The following is a 20,235-nucleotide window of genomic DNA, read 5'->3' as shown; positions in this document are numbered from 1 at the left end:
TTAGATTGTTGGGAATGCCAAACAATCATGATTTCCTAAATTAGTAATTCCTTCTACAGATAACAAACAAGCTGTAAAAGTTTTAACGTAAATTATTTATTTACAGCACTTCAATCTGTAAACTGCGACTGCAACTGTAAACTTAATATTTAAGCCATTTAAATATCTCTTTATATGTGGGCTTTTTACCATACATAAGAATACCAATACGGTAAATTTTTGCAGCAAACCAAACCACCCCAAAGAAAGTTGCAAACAGTATTGCCATAGAGACAATTATTTGCCAAAGCGGCACTCCAAACGGTATGCGCATCATCATTACAATTGGCGATGTTAGCGGTATCATACTGAAAACTGTTGCCACGGTGCCGTGTGGATCGTTTATAACAGTAAAAAAACCTACATAAACCCCAAGCATTAACGGCAGGATTATTGGCAAAAGGAATTGCTGCGAGTCAGTCTCGCTGTCTACAGCTGCCCCTATTGAAGCATAGATAGAGCTGTACAAAAAGAATCCTCCTATAAAAAACAACAGGAACGAGAGCAGCATTGTTCCCCAAGGCATTGCAAATATTTCGTTAATATACCCCTGTAACTGTCCCATAGAGTTCTTTCCGGCTTCCATCATTTCCGGGGTTACTTTAGACGCAGCCCCCATTTGTAATCCGAAAATACTGCTGGCTACAAAAAACAAAATGCCTCCCAATACAGCCCAAATAGCGAACTGTAAAATTCCTGCCAGTGAAGTGCCTACAATTTTGCCCATCATAAGCTGAAACGGCTTAACCGATGATATGATGATTTCTATAATACGGTTGGTTTTTTCCTCGATAACACTGCGCATTACCATATTGCCATAAATAATTATAAACATCATGATAAGATAGCCAAAGGCGAAACCAATACCTATCTTTATCTCATTTAACCAACGCAGGCTTTCCTCACCACTAAACTTGCTTAGTCTAACGTCGGCTTTTGTTTTGGCTTCTTCTATTTTTTTATAGTCTATGCCTGCCTTTTCAAGATTATATTTAGTAAGTTTATCATTTACCACATCTTCTATACCTCCAACAAACTCCATCGATGGGCTTTCGTTAGAAATATATTCTACTTTGTGCAGCAACTCTTTTGGGTCGGCAACTTTTGGCACATAAATAAGCCCTTCATAACTCTCAGCGGCCTTTTCTTTAGCAGCTGCTAATGGAAGTTGAGACAGGTTGGTATAGGCCGTCTTTTTATCGCTCTTAAAGTTGTTGACCAACATACTGCCTTCATCGTGTACTGCGATTTTAACAACTTCCTCGCCATTAATATTGGCCAGATAGCCCACGAGCACAGCCATCCCTACAAAAAGTATGGGACTTAAAAACGTCATTACTATAAACGACTTGTTTCGCACCTTGGCGTTAAATTCTCTTTTTATAATTAAAGACAGGCTCATTATTTCTTTTGGCTTACGGTTTCTATAAATATGTCGTTTACACTTGGTATTTTTTCTACAAAGTAGGTCACACTGCCATATTGCAACAGGTATTGCAGCAAATCGCGAGAGCTTTGCCCTTCAGATAAAGCTACTTCCAGCTTAAGTTCGTCATCAAGGGTTTTAAAATTTGCCTGGCGTGTATTGTATCTCAGGCTAATATCGGCCAGTAATTGTTGCAGGTTCTTAGGCACAATACCCACCTCAAAAGTATTGGTGCGGTAACGGCGTTTAACAGCCTGAAGCTCGCCCTCTATAAGTTTATTCGATTTATGGATAAGCGCAATGTGGTCGCACATATCTTCAACGCTCTCCATGCGGTGCGTAGAAAATATTATGGTAGTGCCCTTATCGCGCAGCTCCATTATTTCATCTTTAATAATATTGGCATTAACCGGGTCGAAACCGCTAAAAGGCTCATCCAATATTAGCAGCTTAGGCTGGTGCAGCACCGTTACCACAAACTGTATTTTTTGTGCCATGCCTTTAGACAGCTCCTGTATTTTTTTATTCCACCAGCCCTGAATTTCAAGCTTTTCAAACCAGTATTCCAATTGTTCTTTAGCCTCCTTTTTAGACAGGCCTTTAAGCTGAGCAAGGTACAGTGCCTGCTCACCTACCTTCATGGTTTTATAAAGCCCTCTTTCTTCGGGCATATAGCCAATGTGCGATATGTGAGACGGGTTTAGCTTTTCACCGTCGAGCAGTACTTCGCCACCATCAGGCATGGTTATTTGATTTATGATGCGGATAAGCGAGGTCTTGCCTGCACCGTTTGGGCCAAGAAGCCCGTAAATACTGCCCTTGGGCACGCTAAGCGAAACGCTGTTTAAAGCTGTATAATTACCATACTGCTTAACTACGTTCTTTACTTTGAGTATTGGTTCCATTCAATAATTTTGTGAGTGTAAAAATACAGATATATGGCGCAAAATTTTTAAAAATGTTACAATTTAAACCTCTGCAAAATGTACAAAATAAAAAAACCCTCCCTTATTTGCATAAGGGAGGGAAAAATTGCTATGAAAAAGAAAAATTCACTAAGTGAATAGTGAGTATCAAATATATAAAGTTTTCTTAAATTATGAAAACATATCTTTAACTTTTTCAAAAAAAGATTTCTCTGATTTCTCAGGATGCGGAATAAAATTGTCGTCTGTAAGAGATTTCTCAAAAAACTGACGTTGTTCTTTAGTTAGAGTCTTTGGTGTCCAAACATTTACGTGCACTAAAAGGTCGCCACTGCCATAGCTGTTAAGGCTTGGAATTCCTTTGCCTTTAAGCCTCAATATCTTACCGCTTTGAATACCTTCTTCCAGTTTTATCCTTACTTTTCCGGTAACGGTCTCTATATCTTTAGAAGTTCCAAGTGCAGCCTCGGCAAAACTAATATACAGATCAAGGTGCAGGTTTTCGCCCTCACGCTTAAGAGTATCGTGCTCTACTTCTTCTATCGCCACAATAAGGTCGCCCGGAACGCTGTTGTTGCCCGGAGCATCGTTACCTTTACCGCTAACTTTTAACTGCATACCATCGGCAACACCCGCTGGTATTTTGATCGATACCGTTTCATCTTCCATTATCATACCCTGAGCATCAGCATGATTAGGTTTAGACTCTATTATTTGGCCCGTACCGCCACAGCTATGGCAGGTAGATGCTGTTTGCATCCTGCCCAGTATGGTGTTGGTTACCTTCATTACCTGACCTGACCCATTACAGGTAGGACAGGTTTTAAAACTAACACCCTTAGCCTGAACTTTACGTTTTACTTTTACTTTCTTTTCTACACCATTGGCAATTTCATCAAGCGTAAGCTTTACTTTTATGCGTAGGTTGCTGCCTTTCATTCTGCGTTGGCCTCCGCCACCGCCAAAACCTCCAAAGCCACCAAAACCGCCGCCACCAAAGATGTCGCCAAACTGGCTGAATATGTCATCCATATTCATGTGGCCGCCGCCAAAACCGCCGCCACCGCCCGGACCATCAAAAGCAGCATGACCGTATTGGTCATATTTAGCTTTTTTATTGGCATCGCTCAAAACTTCATAAGCCTCTGCAGCAAGTTTAAAGTTTTCTTCTGCTTCTTTGTTTCCCGGGTTTTTATCAGGGTGAAATTCAATAGCCTTTTTACGGTAAGCTTTTTTAATTTGCTCTGCCGTTGCACCTTTATCTATACCTAATATTTCGTAATAATCTTTTTTCATTTCGCCTATTCTTTACGCAGCAATTAATTACCTAACACCACTTTAGGGAAACGTATAATTTTGTCGCCCAGTTTATAACCTTTCTCCACTACATCAACTATCTTGCCTTTAAGATCATCGCTAGGTGCCGGTATCGAAGTAATAGCCTCGGCAAAATCTGCATTAAAAGCATCGCCTGCCTTAAGTTCTACCTGCTCAAGTCCTTTAGACACAAGAGTATCTTTAAGTTTGTTGTGTATAAGTTCTACACCTTTAAAAAGAACATCATCTTCGCTTTTGGCAATTTGTGCCAAAGCCCTGTCAAAATCGTCAAGTACAGGCAACATGACCTGCAATACTTCCTGATTAGCCGTTTTAAAAAGGTCAAGCCTTTCTTTAGAGGTCCTCTTTTTATAGTTTTCAAATTCGGCAAACAGGCGTAAAAACTTATCTTTCTCAGCAGCAAGATCTTCCCTTAGCTTTTGCTCTTCGGTAAGTTCCTCTGCAGATGGAATTCCCTCTTCGGTCTTTGCTTCGGCAGCGGTTTGGTTAATAACCTCATCCTGTGTTACTTCTTTCTCAACTTTTTCAGAATTCTCCTGGCTCATATTTTTAAATATTTTTTTAAACATTACTTTTTGCTGTATGGTCGCTAAAGCGAATTGCAAAAGTATTGCCAAAATATATTTTGTGCCAAATTGTCACAAAATAAGACAGGAAGACTTTGGATGATAGATAATAGATTGCGTTAAGGTATATAAACAAAAAAACCGCCTGACAGCGGTTAGTTTTTAAGAGCATTTATTATGGCCTTTTCGAGGGAAAGGTATTTAAACTGATATCCCTCTCCTATTATTTTTTTTGCACTAACATTTTGGCTGGAAAGCACCAATGTACTCATTTCACCCAATGCAAAATCTATTGCAAATGCAGGAACATTAGGCATAAAATAAGGCTTATCTAACACTTTAGCTATGGTTTTAGCCAATTCGTTTTGGTTTACAGGATGTGGTGCTACGGCATTAAAAACGCCTTCAAGTTCGTTTTTTAGCACATAAGTGTATATACCAACAAGGTCTGAAATATGTATCCATGCCTGCATCTGTCTGCCACTGCCAAATGCGGTACCAAAACCTAATTTTGTTGGTGCTGCCATTTCTTTAAGCACTCCCCCTTTGCCCGATAGCACCAAACCTGTTCTAATCTTCGCCACTTTAATGCCAAGCTTGGCAATAAGGTCTTCGGAAGCTTCCCACTTTTGAACTACGTTGCTAAGGAAAGAATTGTCTGTTTCTTTACTTTCCTCAGAATAGACCTTAGTTAAGCTGTCAGGATATATACCCGTAGCCGATGCGCCAATAAACTGATGCACACTGTTTGGTGTATTTTTTAATAATTTATACAACAGGTTAGTGCTCAGCACACGACTTTCTATAATCTCTTCTTTATAAGACGGGGTCCAACGTTTAGAAATATTTGCACCTGCCAAATGTATAACCGCATCTACTCCATCTATACAATTTTCATCTATTTCTCCCAATTTGGGGTTCCATAGAAAACCATGGTAGTTTTCTTCTTTTTGCAATTTATCGTTAGATGTAGTAAGGTAATTTATATGAATTCCGTTCTTTAAAAGCAGTGACACCAGTTCGTTCCCAACAAGCCCTGTGGCTCCGGTAATTAAAACTTTCATATCTATATTTTTGACAAATTTACAGTAGTATGGTCAAATATTTATTTTATGATTAATCGTTTAACGTAAGTTTATGACTTATTAGTAGCTCAAAGCCTAAATTTTACGTCAGGCATTAGTGTAAAAAACCTAACCAAAAAGTTTTTGCTATTTTTGGCAATTAAACCTAGGTTACTTTATAAAAGAGAATAATGTCTATACAACAAAATCTTATCGATATAAAAGAGGGGCTGCCCGAACATGTAACACTTGTGGCAGTCAGCAAAACTAAACCTGTATCTGATTTACAGGAGGCTTACAATGCCGGACAGCGCATTTTTGGTGAAAATAAAATACAGGAAATGACCGAAAAATGGCAGCTTTTACCAAAAGACATACAATGGCATATGATTGGCCATGTACAGAGCAATAAAGTAAAATATATGGCTCCATTTGTGAGCCTGGTGCATGGAGTAGACAGTTTGAAACTTTTAACAGAAATAAACAGACAGGCTAAAAGATACCGCAGGGTTATTGACTGCCTGTTGCAAATTCATATTGCTGAAGAAGAAACAAAATTTGGCATCAACGAACAGGAGCTTAATGATCTCATATCATCTGAAGAATTTAAACAGATGGAGAACATTAAGATAAAAGGGCTAATGGGCATGGCTACTTTTACAGATGATGAAACACAGATTTCCAAAGAGTTTACCCACCTTAAAACTATTTTCGACCGGCTCAAAGGGTCAGAATTTTTAAAACAAACCTTAAATCTTAAGCCCGAAACCTTGTCTATGGGAATGAGCGGCGATTATAAAATTGCTATAAACTGCGGCAGCAATATGGTAAGGATTGGCAGCAGTATTTTTGGCAGCAGGTAAAACACTCAAAACTCATTAAGATGTTATCCTTAGACAGATATAACTAATATTAGTATATTTGTGTGAGATAATAAAAAACTATTAAAATTTACCATCTAATTTACCCTTTAGGGTTAGTGGGCATATATGTACGCAATACTTGATATAGAAACTACCGGCGGACAATTTAATGAAGAAGGAATTACCGAGATTGCCATATATAAATTTGACGGACACGAAGTTACCGACCAGTTTATTAGCCTTGTAAACCCTGAAAAAGAAATACAGCCCTTCGTAGTAAAACTTACCGGAATTAACAATGCCATGTTGCGCAGTGCCCCAAAATTTTATGAGGTTGCCAAGCGCATTATAGAAATTACCGAAGGCTGCATACTTGTGGCTCATAACGCCCAGTTTGATTACAGGGTATTGCGTACCGAATTTAAGAACCTTGGCTACGAATTTGAAAGGCAAACGCTTTGCACTGTAGAGCTAAGTCAAAAGCTATTGCCTGAGCAACCATCGCACAGTTTGGGTAAGTTAGTACGTGCGCTTGGCATACCTATGAGCGACAGGCATCGTGCTACCGGAGATGCCCTTGCTACCGTGCAACTGTTTAAACTTTTGCTTTCTAAAGATGTTGAGAAAGAAATTGTAAAAGGTCTGATTAAAACCGAAACCTTCCAGAAAAAGGGTATTATGCCTGCCAAACTGAAAGACCTGCTGGAAAGCATACCTGCTATTACTGGACTTTATTATATCTATAAAGAAAACGGTACTCTTATTTATCTTGGCAAAAGCAGGAATATAAAAAAAAGGGTAAACCAGCATTTTACGGGCATGTCAAGAAAATCTAAACGCATACAGCGTGATGCCTTTACCGTTACCTATGAAGAAACGGGAAGCGAACTGATTGCCCTACTAAAAGAATGCCAGGAGATCAAGGTAAATCAGCCACAGCTTAACCGATCACAAAAGAAAGTTATCTTCCCTTTTTCGCTATATGCCGTTAAAAATCCCGAAGGATATCTTAGCCTTGTACTTAGCAAAACTGATGGCCGCAAAAAGGAAATAATATCGTTTGCAGGCATTGCTGAGGGTAAAGCGGCCTTGTTGCGCATTACCAACAAATACAACCTATGTCAAAAAATAAATGGTATAGATCCGTCTGCAAAACAAAATTGCTTTCCTTTTGAAACCGGAAGTTGCAATGGCGGTTGTATTGGCAAAGAAAGCACAACAGATTACAACCAACGTGTTACAGAATTTATAAACAATAATAGTTTTTATGGACAAACCATGATCGTTATTGACAGTGGACGCACTGTAAACGAACGCAGTGCCGTGCTTATAGAGAACGGTATTTATAAAGGCTATGCTTTTTATAACCTTAACTATCAAATAAATAATATTGCTATACTTAAAAACATCCTTGTGCCAATGGAAAACAATAAGGATGCAAAAAAAATTATACAGGAATACATCCGTAAAAAGAAAGGTTTAAAAATTTTACGTTTTTAACGGATTTCGTATTTTTATATAATGCACGAACAACAAACCGATAAAGGCCTTATACCCGAAAAACTGCGTGAGAAGCTGCATACGGTTATTTATGAAGCTGATACAAAAGCAGGAAAAGTATTCGACATTGTACTGATGTTGGTAATACTGATAAGTGTTATAGCAGTAATGCTGGAGAGTGTAGCTTCTATAAAAATTGTATATGGCAGGCAGCTTGCAATAATAGAATGGATAATCACGGCTCTTTTTACTGTAGAATATATAGCAAGGGCAATTTCTGTAAGAGAGCCAAAAAAATATATATTTAGCTTTTATGGCATTGTAGACCTATTGGCAACCTTGCCAAAATATATAGGCCTCATTTTTCCGGGAACCGGATTTTTTATTGCCGTACGCGCCATACGCCTGCTTAGGGTTTTCAGGATATTAAAGCTGGTACACTTTGTTGGTGCAGGCAATCAGCTTATTACCGCTCTTAGAAAGAGCCAAACAAAAATTGCAGTATTTTTATTCAGCGTTGTTGTAATATGTACTATTATGGGAACGCTAATGTATATGGTAGAAGGGCCTTCGAGCGGATTTACAAGCATTCCTACAAGCATTTACTGGACCATTGTAACACTTACAACAGTAGGTTTTGGCGATATTACACCTGTAACCCCACTGGGGCAATTTCTGTCGGTCGTAATCATGATAATGGGTTATGGCATTATAGCCATACCAACCGGGCTTGTAACGGCACAGTTTATGAACGAAAAAGCACATTTAAATACCCAGGCATGCCCCAACTGTGCTGCCAACCAGCACCGTGACGATGCCAAATATTGCTATAGTTGCGGCACTGAACTGGGCAAATGATTATGAATAACAAAAAATACCTTATAACCGTTATTGGGCCTACCGCAATTGGCAAAACGGCACTGGCGATACAAATTGCACAGCATTATAAATGTGAGATTATCTCGGCAGACAGCAGGCAGTTCTTTAAAGAAATGACTATAGGCACAGCTGTACCTTCTGCCGAAGAACTTGCAGCAGCACCTCACCATTTTATACAGAACATCTCTATATTCGACAATTATACTGTGGGCGATTTTGAACGCGATGCTATTGCAAAGCTCGATGAATTGTTTGCTACTAACGATTATGCTGTTTTAGTAGGTGGTTCAGGGCTGTATATTGATGCTGTATTGAAGGGTTTTGATGATTTTCCGGATACAGATCCGACAGTAAGGCAACAGCTCATTGCTGAATATGAAATTAAGGGTATTGGCTATCTACAAAAAAAACTGGAAGAGTTGGATCCCGTGCATTATCAAAATGTTGCCAAAGAAAATCCGCAGCGTTTAATGCGTGCGCTTGAGGTTTGCATTAGCAGTGGCCTTCCCTATTCTTCTTTTCTCAATATCAAAAAAAACAGCCGTAATTTTACCCCAATAGTTATAGGTCTTGAGGCTGAGAGAGAAACGATGTACAGCCGTATTAATCAGCGCGTAGATATCATGGCAGATATGGGATTGATCAATGAAGCGAAAGCATTATACCAGCATAAAAATCTGAATGCCTTGCAAACAGTGGGCTATAGAGAATTGTTCAGTTATTTTGACGGAGAATTTAGCCTGCCTTTTGCCATTGAGGAAATAAAAAAGAACACGCGCCGTTTTGCTAAAAGGCAAATCACGTGGTTTAAACGCACCGAAGGAGCAACATGGTTTGACTACACTACACCTTTTGCCCAAATTATAAATTATATAGAAGATAAAGTAAATGCCAATTTCTAAAGATTTTACATCGGTATACTCACATGACTGGGAAATAAACTTTTTGCAGTGTACACCCAACGGATTGCTTAAGCATACCGAATTGTGCAATATACTACAGCTAACAGCAGGTTACCATGCCGAATTAGGGGGAATTAATTTTACCGACATGCAGTTGCATGACCAGGCATGGGTACTTAGCCGCATGCGTGTTGAAATTGAAGAATTGCCCAAATGGACCGAAACAATTACTGTAACTACCTGGATATATGATTTACAGGGATCAAGATCTATAAGAGCTTTTGAAGTACATGCAAACGGTCGCAAAATTATAGGCTCGGTTACTTACTGGGCTGTTTTCAACACAAAACTGCGTAAGGCCGAAGCTCTTGCATTGCCTCATGAACATGTTACAAAATTTCCTGAAAGGCATGCAACCTCAGAATCTTTTAAAAAAATAGATCTAAACAGGGATTTTGTTTTAAACAGCGAACGCAAAGTAGTATTATCTGACGTAGATATTGTAAACCATGCCAATAATGTAAAGTATTTAGAATGGTGCTTAGACAATACAGACCCACGCCCTATTTTAAAACAACAGCTTAAAAGCTTTGATATGAACTTTATGCGCGAGCTAAAACTTGGCGACAGCGTTCAGCTACTGCTTGCAAAAGAAGAAAAAGCCTCTATATTTACTATAAACAAAGATGATAAGCCCTGCTTTGCACTGGAGCTTGACTGGAAGTAATTATATAGTTTAAAAACAGTAAATAAATAAAAAGAGATTCTCCCTTACGTTAGAACAGTATCCGTTAAAAACGAACACCACCTAAGAGTAAAAAAAGAATCTCCTAAATTATATATACAGGGCTTACCTGTAAATTTATTATTTCTCTGCAGCTACTTTGTTTTTTACAACCAGCCTAAAGCCTTCTCCGTGAATGTTAAGTATCTCTACCTCATCATCCAGTTTAAGGTATTTTCTAAGCTTGGCAATATAAACATCCATACTTCTTGAAGTAAAGTAGTTATCGTCTCTCCAAATTTTGGTTAATGCAAGCTCCCTTGGCATAAGGTCGTTTTCATGCAGCGCAAGCATTTTTAGCAATTCGTTTTCCTTTGGAGAAAGTTTTATAGGCTCGTCGTTCTCAAAAGTAAGGAAACGAAGTTTAGAATTAAGGTGGAATTTACCTATCTGGAACTCAAATTTAGAGTTATCTGTTTTAGTTTCAGATGCTTTTCTCTGTATAATAGCTTTAATTTTCATTAAAAGCACTTCAGAGTCAAAAGGTTTGTTCAGGTAGTCATCAGCACCTACTTTATAGCCTTTAAGCACATCTTCCTTCATCGATTTTGCAGTAAGGAAAATAATAGGCACTTCTTTGTTTTTCTCCCTAATTTCACGTGCCAGCGTGTAACCGTCTTTATAAGGCATCATTACATCAAGAATGCAAAGGTCGTAGTTGTCTTTTTTAAACTTCTCGAAACCTTCCATACCGTTTTTAGCCAGGGTTACATCAAAATCATTAATTAGCAGATAATCTTTCAGTACCGCTCCAAAATTTGGATCGTCTTCTACCAAAAGGATCTTTTTGTTTACTTCTTCCATATTTTCTTAGTTTATTAGTGGCATTTTTATTATAAAGGTGCTACCCTTTCCTTTTTCGCTCTCTACGTATATTTGACAATTGTGGTCTTCAATTATTCTCTTAACATAGGCAAGGCCAAGACCATGCCCTTTTACATTGTGCACATCGCCGGTGTGCTCTCTGTAAAATTTCTCAAAAATCTTTTTCTGCGTTACTTTATTCATACCTAATCCATGATCTTTTATCTTTATCAGAATAAAGTCTTTTACATTTTCGGTATAGATATCTATAACGGGTTCATCCGGCGAATATTTTATGGCGTTATCTAAAATATTAACAATAACGTTGGTAAAATGCGTGTCATTTAACAGCGTCGAAGTGCGTTGTGCACTAAAGTGCCTTGTAAGTGTGCCATGCCTTTCTTCCACAATCAGGTTTACATGTTCTATTGCACTCTCTATAACATCCTCAACATTAGCCTGTTCTTTATTTATATCAAGCTCTTTTTTATCGAGTCTCGATATTTGCAACACATTCTCTACCTGGGCATGCATACGCTTGTTCTCATCCCTTATCATTTGCAGGTAACGTTGCACCTTTTCTTTATCGTCAAATATCCGTGGGTTTTTTATTGCATCCAAAGCAAGGTTTATAGTGGCAATGGGCGTTTTAAACTCATGGGTCATGTTATTAATAAAGTCGGTCTTAATTTCCGATATATTCTTTTGCTTTATCAGCTGGTTAATTGCGCTTAGGTATGCTATAATGATAATTAGCGTAAATACTAAAGAAAGCGACGTTATACCTACAATAGACGAAAATATATACACCTGCTTGTTAGGAAAACTCACCAGCAAATGGTAGTCTGAATATCCTTCACTGTCTTCAAAAATAGGATGGCTGTACATATCGCGCCCTACCTTTAAATTAGAAGATCTTATTTTTGTAGACATGCCATTGCTGTAAATAGCAAATTCAAAAGGGGTTTTTACACCGCTCTGCAAAAGCTCCGAAGCTATCATTTTTTGTAGCCTGTCTTTAGATATCCAACTTTCAAGATAGTTGTACTCCCTAAAATCCTTAAGAAATCCTTCTACCTGAAAACGAAGCCATCTGTCGGCATCGCCACCATTAGCAGTTTTTTTACTGTCATCAGCTACAATACCTTTAGCCTTTTTTTTAACAAGATCATCCATCCTGTTCTTATCAAAGAACACTTCATCATAATCGCGGGTAACCTGGTCGCTATATATAACAGTCTCTCCTCTGCCTTTTACACTACCTTTGTCATAAAACGGAAGCAGATCCTGCCTAAGAGGCACTTTACCTGTACTGTCTTTATACCTGCTGTATATTTTATAAAACTCTTCTCCTTCCTGCTCTTCAAGCTTGTAAGCCACTTTGCTTAAAACCTGCTGCACATGGAATTTAAATTGTTCTTCGCTGCTTTTTAGCGACGAGTTAACCCAATAAAGCTGTACTAATATTATACCTATCAAAGACAGGCTCATAAAAAATACCAGTAAGCGAAATTTAGTCTTATTCATCGCTACAAATTTAACATTTTAACATTTACAGCTAAATAACATTAACCAAACATTAACAACGAGATTTATTTTTAGAGAGAATTTACTAATTTAACTATTTTAACAACCTGTTTTTTAGCGCTTTCCAAATCTGTATTATCTATTATATAATTACTAAGGGCAGCTTTCTTTTCATCGTCCCATTGGTTTGCCATACGCTCTAAAACCTTATCCTTTGTAACTCCGTCGCGCTGCATAACCCTATCAACGCGCACCTCTATGGGTGCTGTTACTAATATAACCGCATCGCAATCTTTATAACTGCCGCTCTCAAACAGTATTGCTGTTTCTTTTATAACAAAAAGTTTGCCAGTATTTTCTGTAATCCACTTTTTAAAATGCTCTCCCACTTTAGGATGAATAATACTATTAAGAACTGCAAGCTTTTCGGGTTGCTTAAAAACAATCTCTGCTATTTTTGTCCTGTCAGGAATACCGTCTGTAAATATATTATTTCCAAACTTTTCAACCAGTTCAGCAACAACCTCAGGAGTGTAGAGTATTTTTTTTGCTTCGTCATCGGCTATATAAACCGGAATCCCAAGCGATTCAAAATAGCGGGCAATAGTGGTTTTTCCGCTGCCAATACCTCCGGTAAGACCTATAATTTTTGTTTTCATTTAAAAAATAATTCGGGAAATGCTTTTTGCGCCTTAATTTTAAGCATGTGTATTTTTACAAACGCCTTTATATAGCCGGTGCCATAGCCATAAAACTGTATATAAACAGCTACAAGCGACAGCAACCCTACCTTAAGGCTTTTGTTATGCATTGATGATGAAATAAATATCATAACAAAATACAAAACATAAAAATACAGTAGTAAAGGAATTTTAAACAGCACTAATAATGCAGCTATTGCTAATCCTGTTATAAAAAGTGAAGGGAAAAGGAATGTTATCTTTTTATATTCAGGGTGCCATTTGTCTAATATGGGGCGTGCTTTACCAAACTTGTTTACCTGGATGTAAAACTTTTTCCAGTCTATACGGCGCTTATGATATACATAAGAATCAGTAAACAGACGTGTACTAAAACCCAGCTTCCAAAGCCTAATAGAAAGGTCAGGGTCTTCGCCCGGATGTATATTTCCAAAACCGCCGGAGGCTTCGAATGCTTTTTTAGAAATGCCCATATTAAAACTGCGCGGTTGGAATTTTTCTATTTTTTCAGATTTTCCTCTAATACCCCCGGTAGTTAAAAAAGAGGTCATAGTGAAATTGATAGCTTTCTGGACATCGCTAAAACTATCAAGCGCACCATCGGGTCCACCAAAACAGTCAACATATTCTTTAGAAAGATTATCTGCAACACTTTGCATATAATGGGGTGGGATAACACAATCCGAATCAAAGATCAAAAAATAATCGCCTTTAGCGATCTTCATACCATAGTTACGGGAATCACCCGGCCCACTGTTGGGTTTATTGTAATATGATATATTCAGGCTATCGGCATAACGCACCACTACATCATTACACGGAATGGTTGAGCCATCTTCTACAACCACTACTTCATAAGGCTCAGTATAGGTTTGTAAAGTAAGGCTTTGAAGCAATTCTTCTATTTCATCTGGCCTGTTGTAAACAGGTATGATAAGCGAAAACAACATGTACTTATTTTTAACAAAGTTAGCGCTATTTAATAAAAAAGCCACCAAAAAAATGGTGGCTTTAGTTATTAAAATGTAATTACTTACACTATTTACCTTATTGTTTTTTAACTACCTTAACTGTTTTAACAGCATTGTTGGCAGTCACTTTTACAAGATAAGTACCTTCCTGCAACATTGCTGTATTTAATTTTACAGTAGTTGCATTTGGTTTTTGAGCAATTACCTGCTGACCCAACATATTGAATACTTCTACCGAAGTAATATCTGATGAGTAAGACAATGTAAGCTCGTTGTTTACAGGGTTTGGATAATAAGAGAATGATGACGCATCAAAACCTTTGCCTCCAAGTATAGCCTCTATAGTAACAGCAAGAACCTGAGTGCTTCTGCACTCTCCAACTACCTGTACAGCATAGTAGGTTGCACCTTCAGTAAGTTGTGTTCCGGCAGGAAGAGGTGTACTGCTTGAAGAAAGGGCAGCATTTTCATTATCATACCACAATACAGTACCTGTAGCAGTAACAACTATATCTTCTATAGTAGCCTCTTCAGCAGATGCTGCACTAATAGTTTGAGGCGATACGCCCTGTACAGGATCTATTGCTGTAACAGTAATTGTAAATGAATTCTCTGCAGTACAAATCTGATTGGTTTCAGAGCGTTCAAAAACATACAGTGTAGTAGTTTCTGAAATAACCTCTCCGGCAAGCAGCATAGTACCACCACCGTTTGTTGCTGTATAATAGTCGCCATTTGTTAGTACAGGCAGTGTGTAGCTATTACATGTCACTACATCAGAAGGAGCATCGGCAACAACATTAGTTATAGTAACTACAAAGTTACGTTCGTCAGTACATGTACCCGATTGTGCAAATACATAAAGTAAAGTAGTTTCTGTAATCACGGTACCGGCTTCAAGCATTTCGCCACCACCGTTAGTTGCAGTATAGTAGTTACCGTTTGTAAGTGCAGGAAGCACATAATCAACACACACAAGAACATCTGAAGGTGTATCAACAGTAACAGTAGTAAGCGTTACAGCAACTGCTGTTCTATCTGCGCTTTCGCAACCATTAACTGTTTGAGATGCATAATAAATAGCACCATCAGTAAGTGAAGCATTAGGAGAAAGTGGTGAACCACCTGTACTGTCTGCATACCACTGAATGTTATCTCCATCAGCTTCAAGATCTGCAACAGCAGCCTGAGTACAGAATGTTTGAGCAGCTTGTGCTGCAGGAGCAATAGTACTTGTAACGGTAACATCTACACTAGTGCTAATACTACATCCGTTTGTTGTAGTAGCCGTAGCTGTATAAGTAGTTGTAGACAAAGCCTCAGATTTTACATATACCGTAGCTGCCGGTGTTCCGGCTGCATAAGGTGTTGTAGCCTCAGCATTTGTATAAAGATTAGTAGCCGGAGACCATGTAACTGCATTTGCTGAACTTGTTGCAAATGTTACATTAAATCTTTTTACCGATAGAGTACCAGTAGCAGCAGTTAAGTTATTATAATTGTAAAGAGTAGTATTTGCACCACTGTCTGTATAATAAGTTCTTGCATTGTTAATGCTGTCTGCACCACTGTGAGAAACACTTATAACAATGTTAGACACACCATCCCAAACAAACGGTGTAGTAAACGGAATAGTATTTACACCCACAGCATGTGTATATGTTGCAGGGCCATAAACTGTTGTAAAACCTGTTTCACTTAAATAATTAGTATTTGCAAATACATCAGCCGAAGTAGTACCAATTTTCACCGTGTAGTTTGCATTTGTAGCACGATCACCCAATGTAGATATGTTGTATGCAACAGACACTATATTACCAGCCTGAAGTCCTGAAGCCAAAAGCTCGGCAGCTGTATAAATAGTTTGGCTCCTGTAACTAACCCTTCTGTTAGAAAAGGCAGTTAACTCCTCAGTATCGGTTGTCTGAGTGGTATCTGCACCTACAGTACCTGTAGAGGCAGAAAGTCCGCCCGTTACAGTTAAAGCCTGTGGTGTATTTACACATACCTGCTCTATCGGAGCAATTATAAGTGTAGTTGGCAGCGCATTTACTGTAATGGTAACCTCCTGAGTAGTTACACAAGAAGAGGCCTCATCTGTAGCAGTAACAGTATATGTAGTAGTTTGTGTAGGGCTTACAGTTTGTGTTGCACCTGCAAGGTTGCCCGGTGTCCAAACATAAGTATAATCAGCATTACTACTTGTTACACTTAGTGTAGAACTTTCTCCGTTACAAATTGTACTTTCAGAAGCCGTAGCGCTTATTGCAACTGCTTCAGTAACTGTAGCTGTTACAGCCTGACGTAGTGAATTACATATACTTACACCATTAAATATAAATTTAGGCCTTACAGAATATGAAGCTAAATTACTACCTGTAGTAGTACCACAAACCACATCGGCAGCTGTAGCAGAACTAACATGATATTTTACAGAAGAAACATAAGATGTAGCATCTGTTCTAACTGTTCTGTTCATAGTGGCACCCGAAGCACCGTTACCATGACAAAACTCTACCAATATATTAGATGTACCATCCCATACAAAAGGTGTCGAGAATACTAATGTATTTATACCTGTTGTTGGCATGTATGAAGCATTAGTATAAACAGTAGCGAGTGAAGCATTAGTTACAAAAGCTGTCATTCCAGTAGCAGTTGTTGTTCCTATCTTAACCGAAAGGTTTATCATTGGTAACGTACCTGCACTTGTAACATCAAGAGCAATAGAGTTTATATTACCTGCATACAATCCGGCAGCAGTAAGTTCCTGAGCCGTGATAAGGTGTTGTGTATGGTTATTGCTCCATAGTGAATAGAACGGATTTGAATATGTGTCAGACGTTGATGCTCCAGCACCCACTGCAGTATCTAAACCAGACACAACATTACCCGCACTAACATAAAAATCTGTTGTTTCAGTAATTTCAGGAGTATTGAAAGTAGCACCAGTACCAAGGGCTGTACCACCTGTTTGGGCAGCATACCAGCTTATCACTGCATTTTCGTTTGCCGTTGCCTGTAGTGTTGCACTACCCTGGCCACATACTGCACCATCTGTAGTGGTCAAAATATCACCACCGTCACAAAGTGTAGTAAAGCTAACCGGCCCTACCCATTCGCTTTGGCTGTCTCCACAATTAGAACGCACCCAAACATAATACAATGTACTTGGAGCAAGATTGCCTGCATTGGCAGTAAGCACACCTGCACCTACGCCACCTGTAGCTTGTATAGGAGCTGTATTTGCAGTACTAACATAATACTGATAACCAGCTGAAGGAGCTACTTCCGGAGCAGTCCAGTTTATTTGAACAGTACCTTCGCCAATAGTACCTATAGAAGGAGCAATAGGATTCAAACATGCAGGAGTTTCTCTAACCCTGAAGTTGTCGATATAAAATCTTAGATCCTGATCTGTTGTTGTACTGTAAGCATAAAAGCCTATTTTGATAATACCAGAGTAGCCTGTAAGCTGAATAGCTTCTGACCTGCTGCTCGTAGGAATATTGTTGCTATCATAAGTTCTCAACACGTTAGCGTCGCTCCATGTCGCACCACCATCAGTAGATACTACCACTTTAACATACTTCTCGCCCATAACAATAGGGTTAGTACCGCTCCATTGTGTAACAATAGTATTGTATTCTAACTGATAGTCAGTAGTACCGTTACCAAGATCTATAGCCGGCGAAATTAACCATGCATTTCTTGTACCATATAGTTCTACGCGTGCAGCAAGGCCATTAGCTCCGGTTGCATTTCCATAGTTTTCATTAGTCCAACTGCTGCTGCCCAGTGTAATTGCAGCTGGAGTTGCAGCAAGAACGCCTGTAGCTTCTTTCCAGCATAGAGGACTGTTTGCCGACCCATCATAAGATGTGAAAGTTTCATAGTTTTCAGACGGCTGCGAGGCAAGGCACTCTGTCCTGAAACTGCCTCCGCTTACCCATACACTTGTGCTGTTATCTCCACAATTACCTCTAACCCAAATATAATAAACTGTGTCAGTTGGAAGAGTAGTTAAAGAAAGTGTCGTACCTGTTGGCACATTACCTGTAACAGTTGTTGCACTTGTTGGTGCTGTATTTGTAGTACTGTAATAGTAATCATAACCTAAAGACGGCACCGTTGCAGGAGCAGTCCAGTTAACAGTTACTGTACCCGGAACTGTAACAGTTGTTACAGCACTTGGTGCAAAACATGTAACAGTAGTTATACTAAGATTATCTATAGCAGCTCCCGGAGGTGTACCACCACCACCATCATTTTGCCATTCAAAAACCAGTCTTATTGTTTGCCCGGCATAAACAGATGCAGGAACAATATAAGACAGTCTTGTAAACGCTTCACGAAGGTTAACATATTCTGCTATCATTACACCACCATTAGAGTTAGTTGTAGTAATAGCTGTTCCTGCTGTTGGTAGATGGGTTGCAGGCACAGCCCAAACCCTTACAAAATCATAAGTAGATTCTCCGGCACCTTTAAAATCGAAAGAAACATTTGCCTGCACAATATCGCTTGGTAAAGTAATATCTCTGTAAGCATGTACAACCGATGTTGTGTGCGAATAGTTATTAGTTACACCATTATCATTTGATATATATAGTGATTTGGTTCCCGTGCCATTGCTGACAACGCTGCCATTAACCCATTTGTTGGTTTGGCTGCCATTAGCAAAGGTAAATTGAGACGCAGCGCCCTCAAAGTCTTCTGTATAAGGCAATGTTGCCGGGTTTGGCATGGTATTAAAGCTTACGGGCCCTGTCCAATCACTAACAGAGTTTCCACAATTACCTCTTACCCAAACATATTGCACGGTAAGCGGAGAAAGTCCGTTTACCGGAGTCGAAGTTCCTGCAACAGAACCCGTTTCATCTGTAGATGCAGTTGGTGCAGTTGCAGATGTAGAAATGTAATAATCATATCCGTCAGACGGTACAATAGCCGATGCGTTCCAGTTGATAGTAGCAGATGACGCAGTTATTGCCGAAATATTTAAACCTGTAGGAGCTATACATGATGGAGCTTCTGTTATTACAAAACGTGCCTGCGGTTTAAATGCATTGATCTGATCTGTAGTAGCAGTACATTGGTTAGAATAATCGCTTCTTGAAAACCTGCTGCTGTTAGCCGCGGTTCCATATACGTAAACCTGACCGTAAGGACTTACATAATCAGTTTCACCATAACAAACATCTACCAGTATATTACTTGTACCATCCCAAACAAACGGTGTAGATAATGTAAACATATTATACCCTGCTGTAGAAGTATAATCTCCTCTGTAAACTTCGGTCAAAGTAGCCGTGTTATGAGCCGCAGAATTTGTAGCGGTAGTTTGCGCCATTTTTATGCTGTAGTTAGGAAGCACTACTGCAGATGGCGTTGATACGTTCCAGCCAAACTGGCTAACTAAACCAGAAGCACCACCAGCAGCAGTAATTTCTGCGGCAGTGTAAACAACCTGATAATGCATATAAGCATAATAACTGTTTACGGGACCTAACCCGCTTCCTGAGTTCGCTACAGAAGTGGCTGTACCAGAGCCTAATGTAGCAGTTTGTGCATGCGCGATATTACTCATAGTTAAAGCTATGAGCATAACCACACCAAGCAACCATTTTTTAGGGTGCCCAATGCTGCCATGCAACATGTTTTTAGTAAATTTTTTCATAAAATGATAATTAATTAAGTTATTAAAACTATAAAAAAATGCATTATAACCAACACAACATTAACATATTACCATATTTAGAAGCTTTTCGTTAAATTTAATTCACATACTTCATATAAGATTAAAAAAATTTACAACAACTCTTTTTTTTATGTTAATTGATAAATAATTATTGTTATATTTTTTAAATAAGTAGGGGTTATTTATAAAAAAAGCCCCTTAAAAGGGGCTAAATGTTATTTTTTGTGTAATAAATATATTTTTA

At 38.7% G+C, this 20,235-nt stretch carries 15 protein-coding genes; 5 read left to right on the top strand and 10 right to left on the bottom strand.

All coding sequences use genetic code 11. The annotated features are described in order from the left end of the window. Positions 1 to 142: 142 nt before the first annotated feature. The 5 genes from GR160_RS02405 to GR160_RS02385 form a co-directional block, all read right to left on the bottom strand. Positions 143 to 1,444, bottom strand: coding sequence for an ABC transporter permease (locus GR160_RS02405; protein ID WP_160748971.1), 1,302 nt, complete (start codon positions 1,442 to 1,444; stop codon positions 143 to 145). Beyond that, the gene (locus GR160_RS02400; RefSeq protein WP_160748233.1) at positions 1,441 to 2,370 is read right to left on the bottom strand and encodes an ABC transporter ATP-binding protein; all 930 of its coding nucleotides are present in this window, start codon (positions 2,368 to 2,370) and stop codon (positions 1,441 to 1,443) included. Before GR160_RS02400 ends, GR160_RS02405 begins: the two co-directional genes overlap by 4 nt. Before the next feature lie 192 nt (positions 2,371 to 2,562). Further along, a complete protein-coding gene (dnaJ, locus tag GR160_RS02395; RefSeq protein ID WP_160748232.1) occupies positions 2,563 to 3,687 on the bottom strand; it encodes a molecular chaperone DnaJ in 1,125 nt (374 codons plus the stop codon). Positions 3,688 to 3,710: 23 nt separating this feature from the next. Then, positions 3,711 to 4,274 carry a nucleotide exchange factor GrpE gene (locus tag GR160_RS02390; RefSeq protein WP_160748231.1) on the bottom strand — a complete coding sequence of 188 codons (564 nt, stop codon included), beginning with the start codon at positions 4,272 to 4,274 and terminating at the stop codon, positions 3,711 to 3,713. A 176-nt stretch (positions 4,275 to 4,450) separates the two neighbouring features. Continuing rightward, positions 4,451 to 5,359, bottom strand: a complete 909-nt coding sequence (locus GR160_RS02385) for a TIGR01777 family oxidoreductase (RefSeq protein WP_160748230.1) — start codon at positions 5,357 to 5,359, stop codon at positions 4,451 to 4,453. A 191-nt stretch (positions 5,360 to 5,550) separates the two neighbouring features. Here GR160_RS02385 and GR160_RS02380 point away from each other — a divergent pair, with 191 nt between their 5' ends. From GR160_RS02380 to GR160_RS02360, 5 genes are all read left to right on the top strand, one after another. Further along, the gene (locus tag GR160_RS02380) at positions 5,551 to 6,222 is read left to right on the top strand and encodes a YggS family pyridoxal phosphate-dependent enzyme (RefSeq protein WP_160748229.1); all 672 of its coding nucleotides are present in this window, start codon (positions 5,551 to 5,553) and stop codon (positions 6,220 to 6,222) included. Between the two features lie 126 nt (positions 6,223 to 6,348). After that, positions 6,349 to 7,722 carry an exonuclease domain-containing protein gene (locus GR160_RS02375; protein WP_160748228.1) on the top strand — a complete coding sequence of 458 codons (1,374 nt, stop codon included), beginning with the start codon at positions 6,349 to 6,351 and terminating at the stop codon, positions 7,720 to 7,722. Between the two features lie 21 nt (positions 7,723 to 7,743). Further along, positions 7,744 to 8,580, top strand: a complete 837-nt coding sequence (locus GR160_RS02370; protein WP_160748227.1) for an ion transporter — start codon at positions 7,744 to 7,746, stop codon at positions 8,578 to 8,580. Next, positions 8,577 to 9,503 (top strand): tRNA (adenosine(37)-N6)-dimethylallyltransferase MiaA, encoded by a 927-nt coding sequence (gene miaA / locus GR160_RS02365; RefSeq protein WP_160748226.1) that lies wholly within the window; start codon positions 8,577 to 8,579, stop codon positions 9,501 to 9,503. The genes GR160_RS02370 and miaA overlap by 4 nt, the downstream gene beginning before the upstream one ends. After that, positions 9,490 to 10,230 (top strand): acyl-[acyl-carrier-protein] thioesterase, encoded by a 741-nt coding sequence (locus GR160_RS02360; protein ID WP_160748225.1) that lies wholly within the window; start codon positions 9,490 to 9,492, stop codon positions 10,228 to 10,230. Before miaA ends, GR160_RS02360 begins: the two co-directional genes overlap by 14 nt. Before the next feature lie 138 nt (positions 10,231 to 10,368). On the opposite strand, the gene GR160_RS02355 is transcribed toward GR160_RS02360, so the two are convergent. The 5 genes from GR160_RS02355 to GR160_RS02335 form a co-directional block, all read right to left on the bottom strand. Further along, positions 10,369 to 11,091 (bottom strand): response regulator transcription factor, encoded by a 723-nt coding sequence (locus GR160_RS02355; protein WP_160748224.1) that lies wholly within the window; start codon positions 11,089 to 11,091, stop codon positions 10,369 to 10,371. Positions 11,092 to 11,097: 6 nt separating this feature from the next. After that, complete coding sequence (locus tag GR160_RS02350) at positions 11,098 to 12,618, bottom strand: sensor histidine kinase KdpD (protein ID WP_160748223.1); 1,521 nt, start codon at positions 12,616 to 12,618, stop codon at positions 11,098 to 11,100. 71 nt (positions 12,619 to 12,689) lie between these two features. After that, positions 12,690 to 13,277, bottom strand: coding sequence for a dephospho-CoA kinase (gene coaE / locus GR160_RS02345; protein ID WP_160748222.1), 588 nt, complete (start codon positions 13,275 to 13,277; stop codon positions 12,690 to 12,692). Beyond that, positions 13,274 to 14,269: a glycosyltransferase family 2 protein gene (locus GR160_RS02340; RefSeq protein WP_160748221.1), complete on the bottom strand. Its 996-nt coding sequence runs from the start codon at positions 14,267 to 14,269 to the stop codon at positions 13,274 to 13,276. The genes coaE and GR160_RS02340 overlap by 4 nt, the downstream gene beginning before the upstream one ends. Positions 14,270 to 14,366: 97 nt before the next feature. Further along, entirely contained in the window at positions 14,367 to 19,970 is a 5,604-nt protein-coding gene (locus tag GR160_RS02335; RefSeq protein WP_160748220.1) for a T9SS type A sorting domain-containing protein, read from the bottom strand. Positions 19,971 to 20,235: the final 265 nt, after the last annotated feature.

The organism is Flavobacterium sp. Sd200, from assembly GCF_009826935.1.
In the GTDB taxonomy this organism is placed as follows: Bacteria; Bacteroidota; Bacteroidia; order Flavobacteriales; family Flavobacteriaceae; genus Flavobacterium.
The sequence above is the reverse complement of the archived record's forward strand: the minus strand, read 5'-3'. Positions and strand labels throughout refer to the sequence as shown.

What these genes read in the sequence shown, in the direction of transcription:
- miaA (WP_160748226.1), top strand. Translation starts at nt 8,577, where the DNA reads ATGATTATGAATAACAAAAAATACCTTATAACCGTTATTGGGCCTACC.
- dnaJ (WP_160748232.1), bottom strand. Translation starts at nt 3,687, where the DNA reads ATGAAAAAAGATTATTACGAAATATTAGGTATAGATAAAGGTGCAACG.
- GR160_RS02400 (WP_160748233.1), bottom strand. Translation starts at nt 2,370, where the DNA reads ATGGAACCAATACTCAAAGTAAAGAACGTAGTTAAGCAGTATGGTAAT.
- GR160_RS02375 (WP_160748228.1), top strand. Translation starts at nt 6,349, where the DNA reads ATGTACGCAATACTTGATATAGAAACTACCGGCGGACAATTTAATGAA.
- GR160_RS02370 (WP_160748227.1), top strand. Translation starts at nt 7,744, where the DNA reads ATGCACGAACAACAAACCGATAAAGGCCTTATACCCGAAAAACTGCGT.
- GR160_RS02360 (WP_160748225.1), top strand. Translation starts at nt 9,490, where the DNA reads ATGCCAATTTCTAAAGATTTTACATCGGTATACTCACATGACTGGGAA.
- GR160_RS02350 (WP_160748223.1), bottom strand. Translation starts at nt 12,618, where the DNA reads ATGAATAAGACTAAATTTCGCTTACTGGTATTTTTTATGAGCCTGTCT.
- GR160_RS02390 (WP_160748231.1), bottom strand. Translation starts at nt 4,274, where the DNA reads ATGAGCCAGGAGAATTCTGAAAAAGTTGAGAAAGAAGTAACACAGGAT.
- GR160_RS02355 (WP_160748224.1), bottom strand. Translation starts at nt 11,091, where the DNA reads ATGGAAGAAGTAAACAAAAAGATCCTTTTGGTAGAAGACGATCCAAAT.
- coaE (WP_160748222.1), bottom strand. Translation starts at nt 13,277, where the DNA reads ATGAAAACAAAAATTATAGGTCTTACCGGAGGTATTGGCAGCGGAAAA.
- GR160_RS02380 (WP_160748229.1), top strand. Translation starts at nt 5,551, where the DNA reads ATGTCTATACAACAAAATCTTATCGATATAAAAGAGGGGCTGCCCGAA.
- GR160_RS02385 (WP_160748230.1), bottom strand. Translation starts at nt 5,359, where the DNA reads ATGAAAGTTTTAATTACCGGAGCCACAGGGCTTGTTGGGAACGAACTG.
- GR160_RS02340 (WP_160748221.1), bottom strand. Translation starts at nt 14,269, where the DNA reads ATGTTGTTTTCGCTTATCATACCTGTTTACAACAGGCCAGATGAAATA.
- GR160_RS02335 (WP_160748220.1), bottom strand. Translation starts at nt 19,970, where the DNA reads ATGAAAAAATTTACTAAAAACATGTTGCATGGCAGCATTGGGCACCCT.